Source organism: Pseudomonas sp. AN-1 (assembly GCF_034057115.1).
Taxonomy (GTDB): Bacteria; Pseudomonadota; Gammaproteobacteria; order Pseudomonadales; family Pseudomonadaceae; genus Geopseudomonas.
Map to the genome: position 1 here is coordinate 917437 of NZ_CP139195.1, position 17453 is coordinate 934889.

At 69.9% G+C, this 17453-nt stretch carries 19 protein-coding genes; 10 read left to right on the plus strand and 9 right to left on the minus strand.

The window, feature by feature from the left end; translation table 11 throughout:
• The first annotated feature begins 24 nt into the window (after positions 1-24).
• From SK095_RS04045 to SK095_RS04070, 6 genes are read left to right on the plus strand one after another with little or no spacing between them, the layout of a single operon-like run.
• Complete coding sequence (locus SK095_RS04045; protein ID WP_320547959.1) at positions 25-450, plus strand: nuclear transport factor 2 family protein; 426 nt, start codon at positions 25-27, stop codon at positions 448-450.
• Positions 447-1208, plus strand: coding sequence for an SDR family NAD(P)-dependent oxidoreductase (locus SK095_RS04050; protein ID WP_320547960.1), 762 nt, complete (start codon positions 447-449; stop codon positions 1206-1208). Before SK095_RS04045 ends, SK095_RS04050 begins: the two co-directional genes overlap by 4 nt.
• Positions 1205-2452 carry an NAD(P)/FAD-dependent oxidoreductase gene (locus tag SK095_RS04055; protein WP_320547961.1) on the plus strand — a complete coding sequence of 416 codons (1248 nt, stop codon included), beginning with the start codon at positions 1205-1207 and terminating at the stop codon, positions 2450-2452. Before SK095_RS04050 ends, SK095_RS04055 begins: the two co-directional genes overlap by 4 nt.
• A complete protein-coding gene (locus SK095_RS04060; protein ID WP_320547962.1) occupies positions 2449-3240 on the plus strand; it encodes a DUF1365 domain-containing protein in 792 nt (263 codons plus the stop codon). The genes SK095_RS04055 and SK095_RS04060 overlap by 4 nt, the downstream gene beginning before the upstream one ends.
• Entirely contained in the window at positions 3227-4501 is a 1275-nt protein-coding gene (locus SK095_RS04065) for a cyclopropane-fatty-acyl-phospholipid synthase family protein (protein WP_320547963.1), read from the plus strand. The genes SK095_RS04060 and SK095_RS04065 overlap by 14 nt, the downstream gene beginning before the upstream one ends.
• A gap of 1 nt (position 4502) precedes the next feature.
• Positions 4503-5000: a DUF2878 domain-containing protein gene (locus SK095_RS04070; protein ID WP_320547964.1), complete on the plus strand. Its 498-nt coding sequence runs from the start codon at positions 4503-4505 to the stop codon at positions 4998-5000.
• Between the two features lie 4 nt (positions 5001-5004).
• Here the strand turns inward: SK095_RS04070 and SK095_RS04075 are convergent, their stop codons facing one another.
• The 3 genes from SK095_RS04075 to SK095_RS04085 are packed head-to-tail and all read right to left on the minus strand — an operon-like array spanning position 5005 to position 6761.
• Positions 5005-5700: an SDR family NAD(P)-dependent oxidoreductase gene (locus tag SK095_RS04075; protein WP_320547965.1), complete on the minus strand. Its 696-nt coding sequence runs from the start codon at positions 5698-5700 to the stop codon at positions 5005-5007.
• Entirely contained in the window at positions 5700-6227 is a 528-nt protein-coding gene (locus SK095_RS04080; protein WP_136488308.1) for a DUF3833 domain-containing protein, read from the minus strand. The genes SK095_RS04075 and SK095_RS04080 overlap by 1 nt, the downstream gene beginning before the upstream one ends.
• Before the next feature lie 9 nt (positions 6228-6236).
• On the minus strand, positions 6237-6761 hold the full coding sequence (locus SK095_RS04085) for a chalcone isomerase family protein (RefSeq protein ID WP_320547966.1): 525 nt from the start codon (positions 6759-6761) through the stop codon (positions 6237-6239).
• Positions 6762-7127: 366 nt separating this feature from the next.
• On the opposite strand from SK095_RS04085, the gene SK095_RS04090 reads away from it, so the two are divergent.
• Entirely contained in the window at positions 7128-7622 is a 495-nt protein-coding gene (locus SK095_RS04090; protein ID WP_320547967.1) for a copper chaperone PCu(A)C, read from the plus strand.
• A gap of 59 nt (positions 7623-7681) precedes the next feature.
• Here SK095_RS04090 and gorA read toward each other — a convergent pair whose 3' ends face one another.
• The 3 genes from gorA to chrA all read right to left on the minus strand — a co-directional run bounded on the left by gorA (position 7682) and on the right by chrA (position 11548).
• A complete protein-coding gene (gene gorA / locus SK095_RS04095) occupies positions 7682-9040 on the minus strand; it encodes a glutathione-disulfide reductase (protein ID WP_320547968.1) in 1359 nt (452 codons plus the stop codon).
• A 108-nt stretch (positions 9041-9148) separates the two neighbouring features.
• Positions 9149-9988 (minus strand): UTP--glucose-1-phosphate uridylyltransferase GalU, encoded by an 840-nt coding sequence (galU, locus tag SK095_RS04100; protein ID WP_090348120.1) that lies wholly within the window; start codon positions 9986-9988, stop codon positions 9149-9151.
• A 345-nt stretch (positions 9989-10333) separates the two neighbouring features.
• A complete protein-coding gene (chrA, locus tag SK095_RS04105; RefSeq protein WP_320547969.1) occupies positions 10334-11548 on the minus strand; it encodes a chromate efflux transporter in 1215 nt (404 codons plus the stop codon).
• A 203-nt stretch (positions 11549-11751) separates the two neighbouring features.
• Here chrA and maiA point away from each other — a divergent pair, with 203 nt between their 5' ends.
• Both maiA and hppD read left to right on the plus strand, forming a co-directional pair.
• Complete coding sequence (gene maiA / locus SK095_RS04110; RefSeq protein ID WP_320547970.1) at positions 11752-12384, plus strand: maleylacetoacetate isomerase; 633 nt, start codon at positions 11752-11754, stop codon at positions 12382-12384.
• A gap of 155 nt (positions 12385-12539) precedes the next feature.
• Entirely contained in the window at positions 12540-13616 is a 1077-nt protein-coding gene (hppD, locus tag SK095_RS04115; RefSeq protein ID WP_320547971.1) for a 4-hydroxyphenylpyruvate dioxygenase, read from the plus strand.
• Positions 13617-13786: 170 nt separating this feature from the next.
• On the opposite strand, the gene SK095_RS04120 is transcribed toward hppD, so the two are convergent.
• Positions 13787-14461: a GNAT family protein gene (locus SK095_RS04120; protein ID WP_320547972.1), complete on the minus strand. Its 675-nt coding sequence runs from the start codon at positions 14459-14461 to the stop codon at positions 13787-13789.
• A gap of 13 nt (positions 14462-14474) precedes the next feature.
• On the minus strand, positions 14475-14927 hold the full coding sequence (locus SK095_RS04125) for a GNAT family N-acetyltransferase (RefSeq protein ID WP_320547973.1): 453 nt from the start codon (positions 14925-14927) through the stop codon (positions 14475-14477).
• Positions 14928-15154: 227 nt separating this feature from the next.
• On the opposite strand from SK095_RS04125, the gene SK095_RS04130 reads away from it, so the two are divergent.
• Positions 15155-16624, plus strand: coding sequence for a PLP-dependent aminotransferase family protein (locus SK095_RS04130; protein ID WP_320547974.1), 1470 nt, complete (start codon positions 15155-15157; stop codon positions 16622-16624).
• A 21-nt stretch (positions 16625-16645) separates the two neighbouring features.
• Here SK095_RS04130 and SK095_RS04135 read toward each other — a convergent pair whose 3' ends face one another.
• Positions 16646-17422 carry an IclR family transcriptional regulator gene (locus tag SK095_RS04135; RefSeq protein ID WP_320547975.1) on the minus strand — a complete coding sequence of 259 codons (777 nt, stop codon included), beginning with the start codon at positions 17420-17422 and terminating at the stop codon, positions 16646-16648.
• Positions 17423-17453 lie beyond the last annotated feature (31 nt).

Sequence of the window (17453 nt, forward strand, 5' to 3'; positions counted from 1 at the left end):
AGCGGGCGCGGCAGGACGCCGGCCATGGCTGACTTCCTGCGCCGTTTCGCCGACGACTTCGCCCGCCTGGACAAGCACCGGCTGCAGCGCCTCGATGCGCTGTACACCCGCGACGTGGTGTTCCGCGATCCGCTGCACGAGATCCGCGGCCTGGAGGCCCTGCGCGACTACTTCGGCGAAATGTACGCCAGCGTGGAGGATCTGCGCTTCGACTTCCACGGCTTCGACCAGGTCGGCGCCGGCGAGGGCTACCTGCGCTGGACCATGAGCTACCGCCACCCGCGCCTGCGCCGCGGTGCGCCGATCCGCGTCGAGGGCTGCTCGCACCTGCGCTGGCACGACGACCGGGTGTACCGCCACCGCGACTACTTCGATGCCGGCGCCCTGCTCTACGAACACCTACCCGTGCTGGGCGGCGTGATCGCCTGGCTGAAACGGAGGCTGGCATGAAACGCATCTGGCTGACCGGAGCCAGCAGCGGCATCGGCGCCGCGCTGGCGGAAATCCTCCTCGAGCAGGGCCACCACCTGGCGCTCAGCGCGCGCAGCGAGGCGCCCCTGCAGGCCCTGGCCGACCGCTGGCCGCAGCAGGTGCTGGTGCTGCCCGGCGACCTCGGCGACGCCGAGCAGGTGCGCGCCATCGGCCAGCGCATCGCCACGGCCTGGGGCGCGCTGGACTGCGCCATCCTCAACGCCGGCACCTGCGAGTACATCGACGCGCGCGCCTTCGAGGCGGCCATGGTCGAGCGCGTGGTGCGCGCCAACCTGTTCTCCGCCGCCCACTGCATCGAGGCGGCGCTGCCGCTGCTGCGCCGTGGCCACCAGCCGCACCTGGTGGCGGTGGCCAGTTCGGTGACCTTCCTGCCGCTGCCGCGCGCCGAGGCCTACGGCGCGTCCAAGGCGGCGCTGCGCTACCTGTGCGAGTCGCTGCGCCTCGACCTGGCCGCCGAGGGCATCGCCGTCACCCTGGTCAGTCCCGGCTTCGTCGATACCCCGCTGACCCGCCGCAACGATTTCCCCATGCCCATGCGCTGGCCCGTGGAGCGCGCCGCCCGCCACATCGCCGAGCGGCTGCCACGGCGGCCGTTCGAGATCGCCTTTCCCGGCGCCTTCGTCGCCATCCTGCTGCTGCTCGCCCACCTGCCGCGCCGCCTGCAGCTGGCGCTGGGCCGGCGCATGTCCCGCACCACCACGGAAGACCGTCCATGAAGATCGCCATCATCGGCAGCGGCATCGCCGGCCTGACCGCCGCCTACCTGCTAAACCGCCGCCACGAGATCACCCTGTTCGAGGCCAGCGACTGGATCGGCGGGCACACCCATACCGTGGACGTGCAGCTGGACGGGCGCGACTACGCCATCGACACCGGCTTCATCGTCTTCAACGACTGGACCTACCCCAACTTCATCCGCCTGCTCGAGCGACTCGGCGTCGCCTCGCGCCCCACCGAGATGAGCTTCTCGGTGCACGACCCCGACAGCGGCTGCGAGTACAACGGCAACAACCTCAACAGCCTGTTCGCCCAACGCCGCAACCTGCTGTCGCCGAGCTTCCTCGGCATGCTGCGCGACATCCTGCGCTTCAACCGCGAGGCGCTGAGGGATCTCGCCGAGGAGCGCATCGGCGGCGACATCACCCTCGGCGACTACCTGGCGCGCGGCCGCTACGGCCGGCGCTTCGTCGACCACTACATAGTGCCGATGGGCGCGGCGATCTGGTCGATGTCGCTGGCGGACATGCTCGACTTCCCGCTGCAGTTCTTCGTGCGCTTCTTCAAGAACCACGGCCTGCTGTCGGTCAACGACCGCCCGCAGTGGCGGGTCATCGCGGGCGGCTCGCGCGCCTACGTGGCGCCGCTGACCGCCAGCTTCCTCGAGCGCATCCGCCTCAACTGCCCGGTGTGGCTGGTCGAGCGCGACGCGGACGGTGTCACCCTGCTCAGCCCGGCCGGCCGCGAGCGCTTCGACAAGGTGGTGTTCGCCTGCCACAGCGACCAGGCCCTGACGCTGCTCGCCGCGCCGAGCCTGACCGAGCAGCGGATCCTCGGTGCGCTGCGCTACGCCGACAACGACGTGGTGCTGCACACCGACACCCGCCTGCTGCCGGAACGTCCGCTGGCCTGGGCGAGCTGGAACTACCGGCTCGGCGGCCCGGCGCACCAGCCGGCGGCGGTGACCTACAACATGAACATCCTGCAGGGCATCGAGGCGCCAAAGACCTTCTGCGTCAGCCTCAACCAGACCGCCGCCATCGACCCGGCGCGGATCCTCGGCCGCTACAACTACGCCCATCCGCAGTACAGCCTCGCCGGCATCGCCGCCCAGGCGCGCTGGCGCGAGCTGCACGGCCAGCAGCACAGCTTCTTCTGCGGCGCCTACTGGGCCAACGGCTTCCACGAGGATGGCGTGGTCAGCGCGCTGCGCGTGGCCGAGGCCTTCGGGGAGCGCCTGTGAACAGCGCGCTCTATCAGGGCTGGGTCGGCCACCGGCGCTTCCTGCCGCGCGGCCACGCCTTCCGCTACCGCATCGGCCTGCTCTACCTGGATCTCGCCGAGCTGGACGCGGTGCTTGCACTGTCGCCGCTGGCCGGGCGTTCGCGCTGGGCGCCGTTCGCCCTGCGCGAGACGGACTTCCTGCCGCAGTACACGCGCAGCGGCATGCCGCTGGCCGATGCGGTGCGCCAGCGCGTCGGCGAGGCGCTCGGCCATGCGCCGCATGGCCGCATCTGCCTGCTCGCCCAGCCGCGCAGCTGGGGCCTGGCCTTCAATCCGGCGAGCTTCTTCTACTGCTTCGAGACCGACGGCCGCCTCGCCGCGATCCTCTGCGAGGTCAGCAACACGCCCTGGCTGGAGCGCTACCACTACGTGCTGCCGGTCGATGCCACCGGCGAGTCGCGCCACCGGGTGGCCAAGGGCTTCCACGTCTCGCCCTTCCTGCCGCGCGACCTGGAGTACCGCATGCGCCTCTCCCCCCCCGGGGAGCAGCTGCGCATCCACATGGAGGACTGGCAGGGCGACGCCAAGCTGTTCGAGGCCGCGCTCGGCCTCAGCCGCATAGAACTCGACCGCCGCAGCCTGCACCGCCACCTGCTGGCCTTCCCCGCGATGACCGCCAAGACCGTGGCCGCCATCTACTGGCAGGCCCTGCGCCTGGCGCTCAAGCGCGTGCCGATCTTCGACCACCAACCTGCGGACGGCGACCACCGTACCACCCGACCGGAGCCCAGCCATGAAGAGCACTAGCCTTTCCCCGGCCAAACCGGGCCTGTTCGCCGGCAACGGACTGGGCGCGGGCCTGCTCAAGCGTGCCGTGCTGCGCCAGCTCGCCGGCCTGCGCCACGGCCAGCTCACCGTCTGCGAGGACGGCGAACGCCGCAGCTACGGCCAGCCCGGCAGCGAGCTGCACGGCGAGATCCACATCCACGATGTCGCCGCCTGGGCGATGGTCGCCGGCAACGGCTCGATCGGCGCCGGCGAGGCGTACATCCACGGCTACTGGAGCAGCCCGGACCTCACTGCCGTGGTGCGGATCTTCGTCGCCAACCTCGAGGTGCTGGACGCCCTGGACAGCGGCATCGCCCGCCTCGGCCGGCCGCTGCTGCAGGGCCTGCACTGGCTCAACCGCAACACCCGCAAGGGCTCGCGGCGCAACATCGCCGCCCACTACGACCTCGGCAACGCGCTGTTCGAGCAGTTCCTCGACCCGACCATGATGTACTCGGCGGCGATGTTCCAGGACGAGGCCGACACCCTCGAGCAGGCCCAGCTCAACAAGCTCGAGCGCATCTGCCGCAAGCTCGACCTGCAGCCGGGCGACCACCTGCTGGAGATCGGCACCGGCTGGGGCAGCATGGCGATGTATGCGGCGACCCACTACGGCTGCCGGGTGACCACCACCACCCTGTCCCAGGAGCAGTACGCCTATACCCGCCGGCGGATCGAGGAGCAGGGTCTGGAGGATCGCATCACCCTGCTGCTCGAGGACTACCGCGACCTGCAGGGCCAGTACGACAAGCTGGTGTCGATCGAGATGGTCGAGGCGGTCGGCCACCGCTACCTGCCGACCTACTTCCGCCAGTGCGCCCGCCTGCTCAAGGACGACGGCCTGATGCTGCTGCAGGCCATCACCATCCGCGACCAGCGCTACGCGCAGGCCTGCCGCTCGGTGGACTTCATCCAGCGCTACATCTTCCCCGGCGGCGCCCTGCCCTCGATCAGCCGCATGCTGGAGGTCGTCGGCCGCGACACCGACCTCAACCTGTTCCACATGGAGGACTTCGGCCTGCACTACGCGCGCACCCTGCGCCTGTGGCACGACAACCTGCGCCGCGCCCGCCACTTCCTCGAGCAGCTCGGCTACGACGAGCAGTTCTTCCGTCTCTGGGAGTTCTACCTGTGCTACTGCGAAGGGGGCTTCCTCGAGCGCAGCATCGGCACCGCGCAGCTGCTGCTGGCCAAGCCGGCGGCCCGCCCGGCGCCGCTGCTCGGCCGCCAGCAGGCCTGACATGCGCCTGCTGGCCAACGCGGCGCTGTTCCAGCTCGGCTGGTTCGCCTGCGTGCTGGGGGCACAGCGCCCGGCCCTGCTGCTGCTCGCCGGCGCCTGCCTGCTGGCCCATTTCGCCTTCGTCGGCCGCGGGCGCGGCGAGCTGGCGAGGGTCGGCGCGCTGACCCTCGCCGGCTGCGCCCTCGACAGCCTGCTGCTCAATCTCGGGGTCTTCGACTTCGCCGGCGACAGCCGCGTGCTGCCGCTCTGGCTGGCCCTGCTGTGGGCGCTGTTCGCCACCACCCTCGGCCACAGCCTCGCCTGGAGCGCCCGGCCCTGGTGGCTCGGCAGCCTGCTCGGCGCCCTCGGCGGGCCGCTGTCCTATCTGCTTGGCGCTCGCCTGGCCGGCGTCGGCCTGCCGCTGGGGCTGTGGCCGACCCTGCTCCTGCTGGCGCTGATCTGGGCGCTGCTGGTGCCGCTGCTGCACGGCTTGCGCCTGCGCCTGGCGAGGGCTCGCTGAGCGGCTACCAGGGCAGTTGCTCGCCGTTCCACGAATAGAAGCCGCCGCTGGCCTCGGGGCCGAGCCCGTCGATCACCTGCAGCAGCTGGCGCGCAGCCAGCGCCGGCGCACGGCCGATCTCCGCGCCGCGGAATGGCCGCGACAGCGCGGAGTCGACCGTGCCCGGATGCAGGGCCAGCAGCACGGCGTTGGGATTGCTGCGCCGCACCTCGATGGCGGCGGTCTTCACCAGCATGTTCAGCGCCGCCTTGGAGGCGCGGTAGCTGTACCAGCCGCCCAGACGGTTGTCGCCGATGCTGCCGACCTTGGCGGAGAGCATGGCCAGCACGCCGCGGCGGCGGTCGAGCAGGCGGGCGAAGTGGCGCATCAGCAGCGCCGGCCCGAAGGTGTTGACCCTTAAGGTGTCCAGCAGCTGATGGTAGTGGAGATCGCCGAGCTTCTTCTCCGGCATGAACGCCGGGCCGTGCAGCACGCCGGCGGCGTTGACGATCAGCTGGAACGGCGCCTGCGCGGCCAGTGCCTCGGCCGCATCCGCGATGCTCGCCTCGTCGGCGAAGTCGATGGCCGGCCGGGAGCCGCGCGACAGGCCGAGCACCGCCGCGCAGCGCGGGTCCGCACGCAACTCCGCGACCAGCGCCGAGCCGATGGCGCCCGAGGCGCCGATCACCAAGGCGCGGTAGCCGTCGGGGAAGGAATCCATCAGGGCGCTTCCTTGCGGAAGAACAGGGTGACCTGGCCCAGTTCGAAGCCGAACTTGGTCATGAACGAGCGGTTGGCCATGGTGCGCTCGTCGAGCAGGTACATCCAGTCGTCGAAGTCGACCTGGTAGACCTTGCCGTCCACCGGCAGGCTGAGCACGTAGCGCCAGCGCAGGGCGTTGCCGGCCACCTCGCCGCGCGCCTCGCCGACCACGTCGCCGGCCGTGCCCCGCCAGCGGCCGGGACCGTCGGGGCGCAGGGTCCACACGCGCTTCTGCTTGCTGCCGTCGCTGTAGGTGAAGTCCTCGTCGAGGATCAGCCGGTCGCCTTCGCGGCGGCCGTTGATCACCACGTGGAAGCGCTTGATCACCTCGCCCGAACGCTTCTGGAACATGCCCCAGGCGTCCACCCGGCCGTCGAAGTAGGCAGGCAGGTCGAGTTGCGGCTGCTGGTCGCGGTAGTGCTCGACGTCGATCTGGCTGCAGCCGCCGAGGCAGATGCAGAGCGACAGCAGGAGTTTCTTCAGCATGGAGGGTCCTCAGGGTGCGGCGGCGCCCAGCAGCCTGGCGCGCAGCTCGGGGTTGCGCGTGCGGGCATCCAGCCAGATGGAGAAGAAGATGCGGGCGAACTCCTCGTCGCGCACCTCGTGCTGCAGGCGGTCGCCGGCGTAGAAGCGCGCGCCGAACCCGGGCAGGTACACGCCGGTGATGCGCGAACCCGGCGCGGTGTCGACGAAGGCGCGCTGCATGTGCCCGGCCCATTCGGCGAGCTGCGCCTTGCCGACCCGGTCGCCGTGCAGGCGACGGATCTCGTCGAGGCTGGCCTCCACCAGCCGCTCGCGGCTGATCTCGCGGTGGTAGATCAGCTCGAGGGCGAACGGCACCCCGGCGGCGAGGCGCTCGGCCGGGCTCCACAGGCGGGCGCTGTACAGGCGGAAGCCGAACAGGCTCAGCTCCCCCTCGCCGAGCAGGCGGGCTTCGGGGAGAGCCTCGCGCCAGTTGCCCAGTGCGCTGCCGCTGAGCAGGCAGAGGCCGAGCAGGACGACCCGCAGACTGTGCGTCACGGCAGTTCCGGTCACGGACAGGTAGTCGTACATCGCACGGGTCCTCACACGGAAATGGCAGGGCTCAGTGTCGCGTCACCGGGTACCTGACAAGTTGCGACGGCGCGCCAGCTGAACCCTGCATGAAATCTATACGACAACGCAAAATATGTACAATAAAATTGTGCGGGCACAGACAGCCAGAGCGCTCAGCGCAGCGAATATCGGGGCCCTGACTGGGGCAGGTTGAACACCACGGTCTTTCTTGTATAGCTTTCCGCCTGTGCGCCGGATCTGCGCGCTTTGGTCGCCTGCTGGCCGTCCGTCGGGCGTGCTATGGTGCGCGCAGTCGCCCGTCGGGCCCCCGCCATCATGAGGAATCCACAGATGCTGATCCGCACCCTGAGCCTGGCCGCCCTGTTCGCCTGCGCCCTGCCGAGCTTCGCCCATGACTACAAGGTCGGCGAGCTGACCATCGATCACCCCTGGTCACGCGAGCTGCCGCCCAACGCTCCGGCCGGTGCCGCCTACTTCACCCTGAAGAACCAGGGCGCCGCCGCCGACCGCCTGATCGGCGCCAGCACGCCGCGCGCGCAGAAGAGCGAACTGCACACCCACGTCCACAAGGACGGCCTGATGAAGATGCAGCAGATCCCCGCCGTGGAGATTCCCGCCAAGGGCGAGGTGGTGTTCCAGCCGGGCGGCAACCACGTGATGCTGTTCGGTCTCGGCCAGCCGCTGAAGGCCGGCGAAGAATTCCCGCTGAGCCTGGAGTTCGAGAAGGCCGGCAAGGTCGAGGTGCAGGTCCAGGTGGAAGGCGCCGACGGCCAGGGCATGAGCCACCAGATGCCGATGGAGCACGGCAACCACAAGGGCCACTGAGCCCCGGTTGAAACGACGAGGCCCGCCGATCTGGCGGGCCTCGTCGTTCCTGGCTGGACTCAGTCCGCCCGCGGCGTGCGCATGGTGACGAACTCCTCGGCCGCCGTCGGGTGGATGCCGAGAGTCTCGTCGAGCACCGCCTTGGTGGCCCCCGCCTTCAGCGCCACCGCCAGGCCCTGGACGATCTCCCCGGCCTCCGGGCCGACCATGTGGCAGCCGAGCACGCGGTCGCTGTCGGCGTCGACCACCAGCTTCATCAGCGTGCGCTCCTGGCAGTCGGTGAGGGTCAGCTTCATCGGGCGGAAGCGGCTCTCGAACACCTTGACCTTGTGCCCCTGCTCGACCGCCTGCTGCTCGGTCAGGCCGACGGTGGCGATGTTGGGCAGGCTGAACACCGCGGTGGGGATCAGCGCGTAGTCGACCGGGCGGTACTCCTCCGGGCGGAACAGCCGGCGCGCCACCGCCATGCCCTCGGCCAGCGCCACCGGGGTCAGCTGCACGCCGCCGGTCACGTCGCCGATGGCGAGGATCGACGGCACGCTGGTGCGGTATTCGTCGTCCACGGCGATGAGGCCGCGCGCATCCAACGCCACGCCGACGTTCTCCAGGCCGAGGTCGTCGAGCATCGGCCGCCGCCCGGTGGCGTAGAACACGCAGTCGGCCTCCAGCGCGCGGCCGTCGCGCAGGGTCGCCAGCAGGCTGCCGTCGGCCTGACGCTCGATGCTGGCGATGTCGCTGTTGAACTGCAGGTCCATGCCCTTCTTGCGCAGCTCCTCCTCGAGGTGGCTGCGCACCGCCTCGTCGAAGCCGCGCAGGAAGCGCTCGCCGCGGTACAGCAGGCTGGTCTGCGCGCCCAGGCCATGGAAGATCGACGCGAACTCGACGGCGATGTAACCGCCGCCGACCACCAGCACGCGACGCGGCAGCTGCTCCAGGTAGAACGCCTCGTTGGAGGTGATCGCCAGCTCCCGGCCGGGGATGTCCGGCACCTGCGGCCAGCCGCCGACGGCGATGAGGATGTGCCCGGCGCTGTAGCGCTGGCCGTTCACCTCGACCTCGTGGGCGCCGACGATGCGCGCATGGCCTTCCAGCAGGGTCACGCCGCTGTTGACCAGCAGGTTGCGGTAGATGCCGTTGAGGCGCTGGATCTCGCGGGTCTTGTTGCCGATCAGGGTCGGCCAGTCGAACTGCGCGCCCTCCAGCGACCAGCCGTAGCCGCGCGCCTGCTCGAACTCGTCGGCCATGTGCGCGCCGTAGACCAGCAGCTTCTTCGGTACGCAGCCGACGTTGACGCAGGTGCCGCCCAGGTAGCGGCTTTCGGCCACCGCCACGCGGGCGCCGAAACCGGCGGCGAAGCGCGAGGCGCGCACGCCACCGGAGCCGGCGCCAATTACAAACAGGTCGAAATCGAAAGCCATGTCGGATCTCCTTGCAGATGGCCGGCAGGATACCACCACCCCAAACGCAACCGCCCCGGACCATGCGGTACGGGGCGGCCGGGACTCGCTGCCGGAGCTGCTGGCGGATCAGTAGGCCTTGCCGGCCTTGTACAGGTTCTCGAAGCAGAAGTTGGTGGCCTCGACGTAACCCTCGGCACCACCGCAGTCGAAGCGCTTGCCCTTGAACTTGTAGGCGATCACGCAGCCGTCCTGGGCCTGCTTCATCAGCGCGTCGGTGATCTGGATCTCGCCACCCTTGCCGGGCGGGGTCTGCTCGATCAGGTCGAAGATGTCCGGGGTCAGGATGTAGCGGCCGATGATCGCCAGGTTGGACGGCGCGTCCTCCGGCTTGGGCTTCTCGACCATGGTGTTCACCCGGTAGATGTCGTCGCGGATCATCTCGCCGGCGATCACGCCGTACTTGTTGGTTTCCTCGCGCGGCACTTCCTGGATGGCGACGATGGAGCAGCGGAACTGCTTGTACAGCTTGACCATCTGCGCCAGTACGGCGTCGCCCTCCAGGTTCAGGCACAGGTCGTCGGCCAGCACCACGGCGAACGGCTCATCGCCGATCAGCGGGCGGCCGGTGAGGATGGCGTGGCCCAGGCCCTTCATCTCGATCTGGCGGGTGTAGGAGAAGGTGCACTCGTCGAGCAGGCGACGGATGCCGACCAGGTACTTTTCCTTGTCGGTGTCGCGGATCTGGTGCTCGAGCTCGTAGCTGATGTCGAAATGGTCCTCGATCGCCCGCTTGCCGCGGCCGGTGACGATGGCGATTTCGTTCAGGCCGGCATCCAGGGCTTCCTCGACGGCGTACTGGATCAGCGGCTTGTTCACCACCGGCAGCATTTCCTTGGGCATGGCCTTGGTCGCGGGCAGGAACCGGGTGCCGTAGCCGGCCGCCGGGAAGAGGCACTTCTTGATCATCTGAGAGAAGCCTTACAGGTAGGAGGGTTCTGGGCGGCAAGTCTAATCATCGCGCCTGCCGCCTTCAATCGTGGCCGTGGCTCGTTGCCCCCTGCTCCACCGGCGGCTCTTGCACTGAGTGCCGGGCTGGCCGGGAGGTTCAGGATGAAGATGTGTTTCCTACAATTCATTATGTTAAACAAAGAATAAATTCGATGAGCCATGCCGACCCTTGCCCATCGGGCTGCAGAGCCGCCTCGATCATGGGCAAGGGCACGCCGGTTGCCGGATCAGGTCCGGTGAAGGTTCGGAGGGGCCGAAAGGACACGGGAAACAGGGGATGCTGCGGCAGCCTCCCCTCCTCCCTCAGAAGGTGGATGCAGCGAGACTCAGTCCCCAGCCCGCCAGGCCGCTGCCGGCCACCACCAGCCACGGCGGCAGCTTCCAGAACATCAGTGCGACCAGTGCGATCAGCGCCAGGCCGAAATCCCCTGCCCCACCGATGGCGCTGGTCCAGACCGGCTGGTAGAGCGCCGCCAGCAGCAGGCCGACCACAGCGGCATTGATCCCGGCCAGTGCGGCCTGCATGCGCAGGCTGCGGCGCAGCTGCTCCCAGAACGGCAGGGCGCCGGCGACCAGCAGGAAGGACGGCAGGAAGATCGCCAGCAGGCACAGCAGCCCGCCGCTCCAGCCGGACGGTTCGCCCTCGAGCGAGGCGCCGAGGAAGGCGGCGAAGGTGAACAACGGGCCGGGCACCGCCTGCGCCGCACCATAGCCGGCGAGGAAGGCCTGGCTGTCGACCCAGCCGGTCGGCACCACCTCGGCCTGCAGCAACGGCAGCACCACGTGGCCACCACCGAACACCAGCGCGCCGGCCCGATAGAAGGCATCCACCAGATCGACGGCCTGCCCCGGCAGCACGGCGGCGAGAACCGGCAGGCCGGCCAGCAGGACGAAGAACAGCGTCAGCCAGCACGCCCCGGCGCGCCGGCTTACCGTCACCGACAACTCATCGCTGCCGGGAGCCGACGAGGGATGGAACAGCAGCAGCCCGACCACGGCCGCCGCCACGATCACCCCGACCTGGGTCCAGGCCGAGGGAAGCAGCAGGACGATGCAGGCGGCCGCCGCCATCAGCGTCACCCGCGGCGCATCGGGGCACAGGTTGCGCGCCATGCCCCACACCGCCTGGGCGACCACCGCGACCGCCACCACCTTGAGGCCGTGCAATGCGCCGGCTGGCAGCCCATCGCCTTGGCTGGCGATGCCCAGCGCCAGCAGGATCAGGGCGATGGCCGAAGGCATGGTGAAGCCGAGCCAGGCGGCCAGCGCACCGCGGTAGCCGGCGCGCGACAGCCCCAGCGCCATGCCCACCTGGCTGCTCGCCGGGCCCGGCAGGAACTGGCAGAGCGCCACCAGATCGGCATAACTGCGCTCGCTCAGCCACTGCCGGCGGCTGACGAACTCCTCGCGGAAATAGCCCAGGTGGGCGATGGGGCCGCCGAAGGAGGTCAGGCCCAGACGCAGGAAGATGAGGAAAACCGCCCAGGGACTGCGGTCGTCGACGGAAGAACTGGCCATGGACTTGCCTTGTGCAGCCGGAAGAACGGGGCACGATAGCGGAATTCGATGACATGGCAAGGTTCGCCCTGCGCTCCGTGCAGGGGCGCGACACGGGAGATGCACCGGCCGTTTTTCGTCTTGACAGCGGCCACGCGAATCCGCAAATTGCACAAAACATAACTGCATTACGCAAAAAACAATTAACGACGAGCGCGCGCCCCATGGACCTCTACACCTACTACCGCTCCACCGCTTCCTACCGCGTGCGCATCGTCCTGGCGCTCAAGGGCCTGGAAGCCCGCCATATCCCGGTCAACCTGGCGCCGGGCGTCACCGAACAGCTGCAGCCGGTCTACCTCGCCATCAATCCGCAGGCCCGCGTGCCGGCCCTGCGCAGCGACGAGGGCGCACTGCTGATCCAGTCGCCGGCGATCATCGAGTACCTCGAGGAGCGCTACCCACAGCCTCCCCTGCTGCCGAGCGATCCCGTCGAGCGCGCCCGCCAGCGCGGCGTGGCGGCGCTGATCGGCTGCGACATCCACCCGCTGCACAACGTCGCGGTGCTCAACCGCCTGCGCGGCCTGGGTCTGAACGAGGAACAGGTGCAGCAGTGGATCGCCCACTGGATCGGCGAGGGCCTGCGCGCGGTCGAGGCGCTGATCGGCGACCAGGGTTTCTGCTTCGGCGAACCGGGCCTGGCCGACGCCTACCTGCTGCCCCAGCTGTACGCCGCGCACCGCTTCGCCGTGGACCTGTCGCCCTACCCGCGCATTGCCCGCGTCGAGCGCCTGGCCCTCGAACACCCGGCCTTCCAGAAGGCCCACCCGGACGCCCAGGCCGACAGGCCGACCTGAGCACACGCCAGATGAAAATCCTCGGCCTCCAGCTGCTGATCGGCGATTTCCTCGCGCGCAGCGTCCGCGGCCTGTCCTGCGCCCCACCGGCGCCGGCACCTGCCCGCTGACCTGCCAAACTTCAAGACAACAAGATACAGAAGCGAGATACCGAAATGACCGATCTGTTCGAAAACCCGATGGGCCTGATGGGCTTCGAGTTCATCGAATTCGCCGCGCCGACGCCGAACACCCTGGAACCCATCTTCGCCATGATGGGCTTCACCAAGGTCGCCACCCACCGCTCCAAGGACGTCGACCTGTACCGTCAGGGCGACATCAACCTGATCCTCAACAAGGAGCCGAAGAGCCTCGCCTCCTACTTCGCCGCCGAGCACGGTCCGTCGGCCTGCGGCATGGCCTTCCGGGTGAGGAACGCCCACCAGGCCTACGCCCGCGCCCTGGAGCTGGGCGCCCAGCCGATCGACATCCCCACCGGGCCGATGGAGCTGCGCCTGCCGGCGATCAAGGGCATCGGCGGCGCGCCGATCTACCTGATCGACCGCTTCGGCGAGGGCAGCTCGATCTACGACATCGACTTCGAGTTCATCGAGGGCGTCGACCGCCACCCGCAGGGCGCCGGCCTCAAGCTGATCGACCACCTGACCCACAACGTCTACCGCGGGCGCATGGCCTACTGGGCGGACTTCTACGAGAAGCTGTTCAACTTCCGCGAGATCCGCTACTTCGACATCAAGGGCGAGTACACCGGCCTGACCTCCAAGGCGATGACCGCGCCGGACGGCCTGATCCGCATCCCGCTCAACGAGGAATCCTCCAAGGGCAGCGGGCAGATCGAGGAGTTCCTCATGCAGTTCAACGGCGAGGGCATCCAGCACGTAGCCTTCCTCACCGACGACCTGATCAAGACCTGGGACGCCCTCAAGGAACTGGGCATGCGCTTCATGACCGCGCCGCCGGCCACCTACTACGAGATGCTGGAAAACCGCCTGCCCGGCCACGGCGAGCCGGTGGCCGAGCTGCAGTCGCGCGGCATCCTGCTCGACGGCAGCTCCGAGGGCGGTGAGCAGCGCCTGCTGCTGCAGATCTTCTCGGAAACCCTGATGGGCCCGGTGTTCTTCGAGTTCATCCAGCGCAAGGGCGACAGCGGCTTCGGCGAAGGCAACTTCAAGGCGCTGTTCGAGTCCATCGAGCGTGACCAGATCCGCCGCGGCGTGCTGGCCACCGAGTAAGCGACACCTTCCCCTCTCCCGCTCGCGGGAGAGGGCTGCGGGGGAAAGGGCCCTCACGGCGCCCCCACGTTTCTCCCACGGCAATCCGGACGGCCTGGCAGCTTGGTTCCGGGTTGCCGTTTTTCTTTCCGGCGCACCTGCCGGCACGCCGATCCGCGCCGGATAGCCGCTCACTCCCTGCGCAGCTCCTCCAGCCGTCGCCGTTGCCGCCCTTCGGCCTCGAAGTTTTCCGCCGCCAGCCAGCGCTCCAGAGCCGCCCGCCGGGCCGGCCACTGGTGGTCGAGCAAGGCATGCCAGGCGGTGTCACGGCTGCGCCCCTTGACCACCATGTGCTGGCGAAACAGGCCCTCGGCGACGAAGCCCAGGCGCTCGGCAGCGCGCAGCGAACGCGCGTTCTGTGCGTCGCACTTCCACTCCAGGCGCCGGTAGCCCAGCGCGAAGACCAGCCGCATCAGCAGATAGACCGTCTCGCTGGCGCCCGGCGTGCGCTGCAGGGCGGAGCCGAACAGCACGTGGCCGATCTCGATGCAGCCGTGGGCCGGGGTGATGCGCATCAGGGCCAGTTGGCCGACCACGCGGCCGCCGGCGTGCTCGCGCACGGCGAAGAACAGCGGGTCGCGACCGGCGGCCCGCTCCGCCAGCCAGGCGTCGAAGGCGTCACGTGCGGCGAACGGACCGTAGGCCATGTACTGCCACTGCTGCGGATCCACGTGCGGTCCGTGCAGTGCCGTCCACAGCTCGCCGGCGTGGCGCGCCGCGTCGAGCGGTTCGAGGCTGACGAAGCGTCCGGCCAGCGGGGCATGCGGCGGCACGGGACAGGGCTTCCAGCGGGCGAGGTCGGTCACGGCCGCGTCTCCTTCACAGCAGCTGGCGATACTGGATGAAGCCGGAGCGCTCGGCCAGGCGGTCGTAGAGCTGGCGGCCCGGGTAGTTGGTTTCCTGGGTCAGCCAGTGCACGCGGCTGGCGCCGGCGGCAATGGCCTGGGCGCGCACGTGCTCGATCAGCGCGCGGCCGATGCCGCCGCCGCGCTGGCCCTCGGCCACGTACAGGTCCTGCAGGTAGCAGTAGTCGCCCGGTGTCCAGCACGAGCGATGGAAGATCCAGTGCACCAGGCCCACCGCCACGCCATCGCGCCAGGCGAGGGCGGCATGCATGGGCTCGGATGGGTCGAGGAAGCGCTGCCAGGTGACGGCGCTGGTCGCGGCGGGGAGTGCGGTGTCGTAGAAGCGCTGGTAGGCCTGCCAGAGCGGCAGCCAGGCGGCGTGGTCGGCGGCGTCGAGCGGGCGGATGACGAGCGGTGTGCTGGACATGCGGGTTCCTTTGCGTGGTGGGTCAGTCGGTGGCCATGCATGCGGCCAGTTCGCGCCAGTGGCCAGACGGCTGGCGGCGATCTGCCGGTGCAGCTCGACGAGATCGGTCTGCCTGAAGGCGGGGGGCAGGTACATGGCGGTGGCTCTTGCGGGGTGATGCAGCCATCCTGAACGGAATATTGGTCTGCTGTAAGATCCATTTACTGTCACTTTCATGGAGCCAATCCATGTCGCTCCCGCCGCTGCCGGTCGATCTTTCCGGCATCCAGCTCGATCCGCGCCAGGGCCTCGCCCGCCAGCTGTACCAGACCCTGCGCGAGCGCATCCTCGACGGCCGCCTGCCCGCTGGCGCGCGTCTGCCGGCCAGCCGCGAGCTGGCCGCCCTGCTCGGCCTGTCGCGCAATACCGTGATCCGTGCCTTCGACCAGCTGTACGCCGAGGGTTATGTCGAGGGGCGGGTCGGTGCCGGCACCTACGTCGCCGAACTGGCCGGCGTGGTGCGGCCGGTCAGCATGCCCGCCGGCGCCCCGGCCGCGACCCCGGCGCTGCAGCAGCTGGCCGCGCATCACCTGCCCGCACCGCCACCAGACGCGCCGCGCGCCTTCCGCGTGGGCGTACCGGCCTTCGACCTGTTTCCCTTCGAGACCTGGGCCCGGCTGTCGGCGCGCTTCTGGCGCAAGCCGTCGCCGGCGCGCCTGGGCTACGGCGACCCGGCCGGCGAGGCATCGCTGCGCGAGCTGATCGCCGCCTATCTGCGCAGCAGCCGCGGCCTGCACTGCGACCCGGCGCAGATCGTGATCACCTGCGGCGCCCAGCAGGGCATCAGCCTGTGCGCGCAGCTGCTGGTCCGCCCCGGCGAGCGGGTGGCGGTCGAGGATCCCGGCTACCGGGCCGCCGGCGAGGCCTTCGCCCTGGCCGGGGCGCAGCTGCAGGGCATCGCCGTGGATGGCGAGGGACTGGACACGCAGGCCCTGGAGCGGCTGGGGGATTGCCGGCTGGTCTACGTCACGCCGGCGCACCAGTACCCCACCGGCGTGACCCTGTCGCTGGCGCGGCGCCTGCAGCTGCTGGAGTGGGCCGAGCGGAACGACAGCTGGATCGTCGAGGACGACTACGACGGCGAATACCGCTACAGCGGCGCCCCCCTGGCGCCGCTGGCCGCCCTCGACCGTCGCGGTCGGGTGATCTACGTCGGCACCTTCGGCAAGATCGCCTTTCCCGCCCTGCGTCTCGGCTATCTGGTGCTGCCGCCGGCCCTGGCGCAGCCGTTCGCTCGCCGCCGCGCGCTGGACATGCGCCATTCCGAAATCGGCACCCAGGCGGTGATGGCCGAGTTCATCGCCGCCGGACACTTCCAGCGGCATATCCGCCGCATGCGCGCGGCGGCGCGGAGCCGCCGCGATGCCCTGCTGGCCGGCTGGCCCGAGAACGTGCCCGGCTGCGCGCCGTTGCCGGCGGTGGAGGCCGGCCTGCACCTGTGCGTGCGGCTCGACAGCCTGGCCCGCGAGCGTGCGCTGCTCGCCGCCGCGCAGCGGATCGGGGTCGAGCTGAACGACCTGAGCCGCTACTGGCTGCCCGGCGGCGACACGCCGGCGGATGCCAGGGCCGGCCTGGTCCTGGGCTTCGCCGCCGTCCCCGAGGCCGACATCGCCCGTGCCCTGCTGGCCCTGCGTCAGGCCTGGGGTGCGGGGCCATAGGCGAGAGAAAGGCCAGGCCCCCTACCCGCCCATCCGCGCACTGATCTCCCGGGCCACCGCCAGCAGCCGCTCGGCCTGCGCACCCTCGGGATCGGCGGCGAAGCTCGGCGCGGTGCCTACCACGGTGATCACCCCGGCCAGCTTGCCGCCCGCCGCGAACAGCGGCGCCGACAGCGCGTTCACCCCCGACATCAGCAGTCCGTGCACGTGGTGCAGGCCGCGGGCGCGGATCTGCGCGCGCAGCGCCTCCAGCTCGCTGGTACTCGGCGCGCCCGGCTCGGCCAGCGCCTGGGCCTGCAGCGCGGCGCTCTCCACTGCCGGCAGGAAGGCGTCGAACACCAGGCCGGTGGACGAGCCCAGCAGCGGCAGCACCGAGCCCACCTGGGTGACCACGGTCACCGCACGCACCGCCTGCTCGACGTGCACCACGGTCGGCCCCTTGTTGCCCCACACGGCGAGGAAGCAGGTCTCGTTGAGCGCATCGCGCAGCTCGACCAGCCGCGGCAGCGCCACCTTGGTGACGTCCAGGCGGCCGATGGCGGCCAGGCCGACGAACAGCGCCTCGCGGCCCAGGCCGTAGTGGCCGCTGCTCTCGTCCTGCTCGGCGAAGCCGCTGGCGATCAGCGCCTGCAGGTAGCGGTGCACCTTGCTCGCCGGCATGCCGACGTGCTCGGCCAGGCGCGACAGCGAGGTGGCCGGCGCCAGCTCGGCCAGGCCCTTGAGGATGTCGGTGCCGACCTCGGCGGATTGCACCTTCTGCCGCCGCGGCGCTGCGGCGCGCTCGGTATCGCTGGTCATGGTCCTTCCTGTGCGTGGCGATGGAGGGCGA

What these genes read in the sequence shown, in the direction of transcription:
- SK095_RS04045 (WP_320547959.1), top strand. Translation starts at nt 25, where the DNA reads ATGGCTGACTTCCTGCGCCGTTTCGCCGACGACTTCGCCCGCCTGGAC.
- SK095_RS04050 (WP_320547960.1), top strand. Translation starts at nt 447, where the DNA reads ATGAAACGCATCTGGCTGACCGGAGCCAGCAGCGGCATCGGCGCCGCG.
- SK095_RS04055 (WP_320547961.1), top strand. Translation starts at nt 1,205, where the DNA reads ATGAAGATCGCCATCATCGGCAGCGGCATCGCCGGCCTGACCGCCGCC.
- SK095_RS04065 (WP_320547963.1), top strand. Translation starts at nt 3,227, where the DNA reads ATGAAGAGCACTAGCCTTTCCCCGGCCAAACCGGGCCTGTTCGCCGGC.
- SK095_RS04070 (WP_320547964.1), top strand. Translation starts at nt 4,503, where the DNA reads ATGCGCCTGCTGGCCAACGCGGCGCTGTTCCAGCTCGGCTGGTTCGCC.
- SK095_RS04075 (WP_320547965.1), bottom strand. Translation starts at nt 5,700, where the DNA reads ATGGATTCCTTCCCCGACGGCTACCGCGCCTTGGTGATCGGCGCCTCG.
- SK095_RS04080 (WP_136488308.1), bottom strand. Translation starts at nt 6,227, where the DNA reads ATGCTGAAGAAACTCCTGCTGTCGCTCTGCATCTGCCTCGGCGGCTGC.
- SK095_RS04090 (WP_320547967.1), top strand. Translation starts at nt 7,128, where the DNA reads ATGCTGATCCGCACCCTGAGCCTGGCCGCCCTGTTCGCCTGCGCCCTG.
- gorA (WP_320547968.1), bottom strand. Translation starts at nt 9,040, where the DNA reads ATGGCTTTCGATTTCGACCTGTTTGTAATTGGCGCCGGCTCCGGTGGC.
- galU (WP_090348120.1), bottom strand. Translation starts at nt 9,988, where the DNA reads ATGATCAAGAAGTGCCTCTTCCCGGCGGCCGGCTACGGCACCCGGTTC.
- chrA (WP_320547969.1), bottom strand. Translation starts at nt 11,548, where the DNA reads ATGGCCAGTTCTTCCGTCGACGACCGCAGTCCCTGGGCGGTTTTCCTC.
- maiA (WP_320547970.1), top strand. Translation starts at nt 11,752, where the DNA reads ATGGACCTCTACACCTACTACCGCTCCACCGCTTCCTACCGCGTGCGC.
- hppD (WP_320547971.1), top strand. Translation starts at nt 12,540, where the DNA reads ATGACCGATCTGTTCGAAAACCCGATGGGCCTGATGGGCTTCGAGTTC.
- SK095_RS04125 (WP_320547973.1), bottom strand. Translation starts at nt 14,927, where the DNA reads ATGTCCAGCACACCGCTCGTCATCCGCCCGCTCGACGCCGCCGACCAC.
- SK095_RS04130 (WP_320547974.1), top strand. Translation starts at nt 15,155, where the DNA reads ATGTCGCTCCCGCCGCTGCCGGTCGATCTTTCCGGCATCCAGCTCGAT.
- SK095_RS04135 (WP_320547975.1), bottom strand. Translation starts at nt 17,422, where the DNA reads ATGACCAGCGATACCGAGCGCGCCGCAGCGCCGCGGCGGCAGAAGGTG.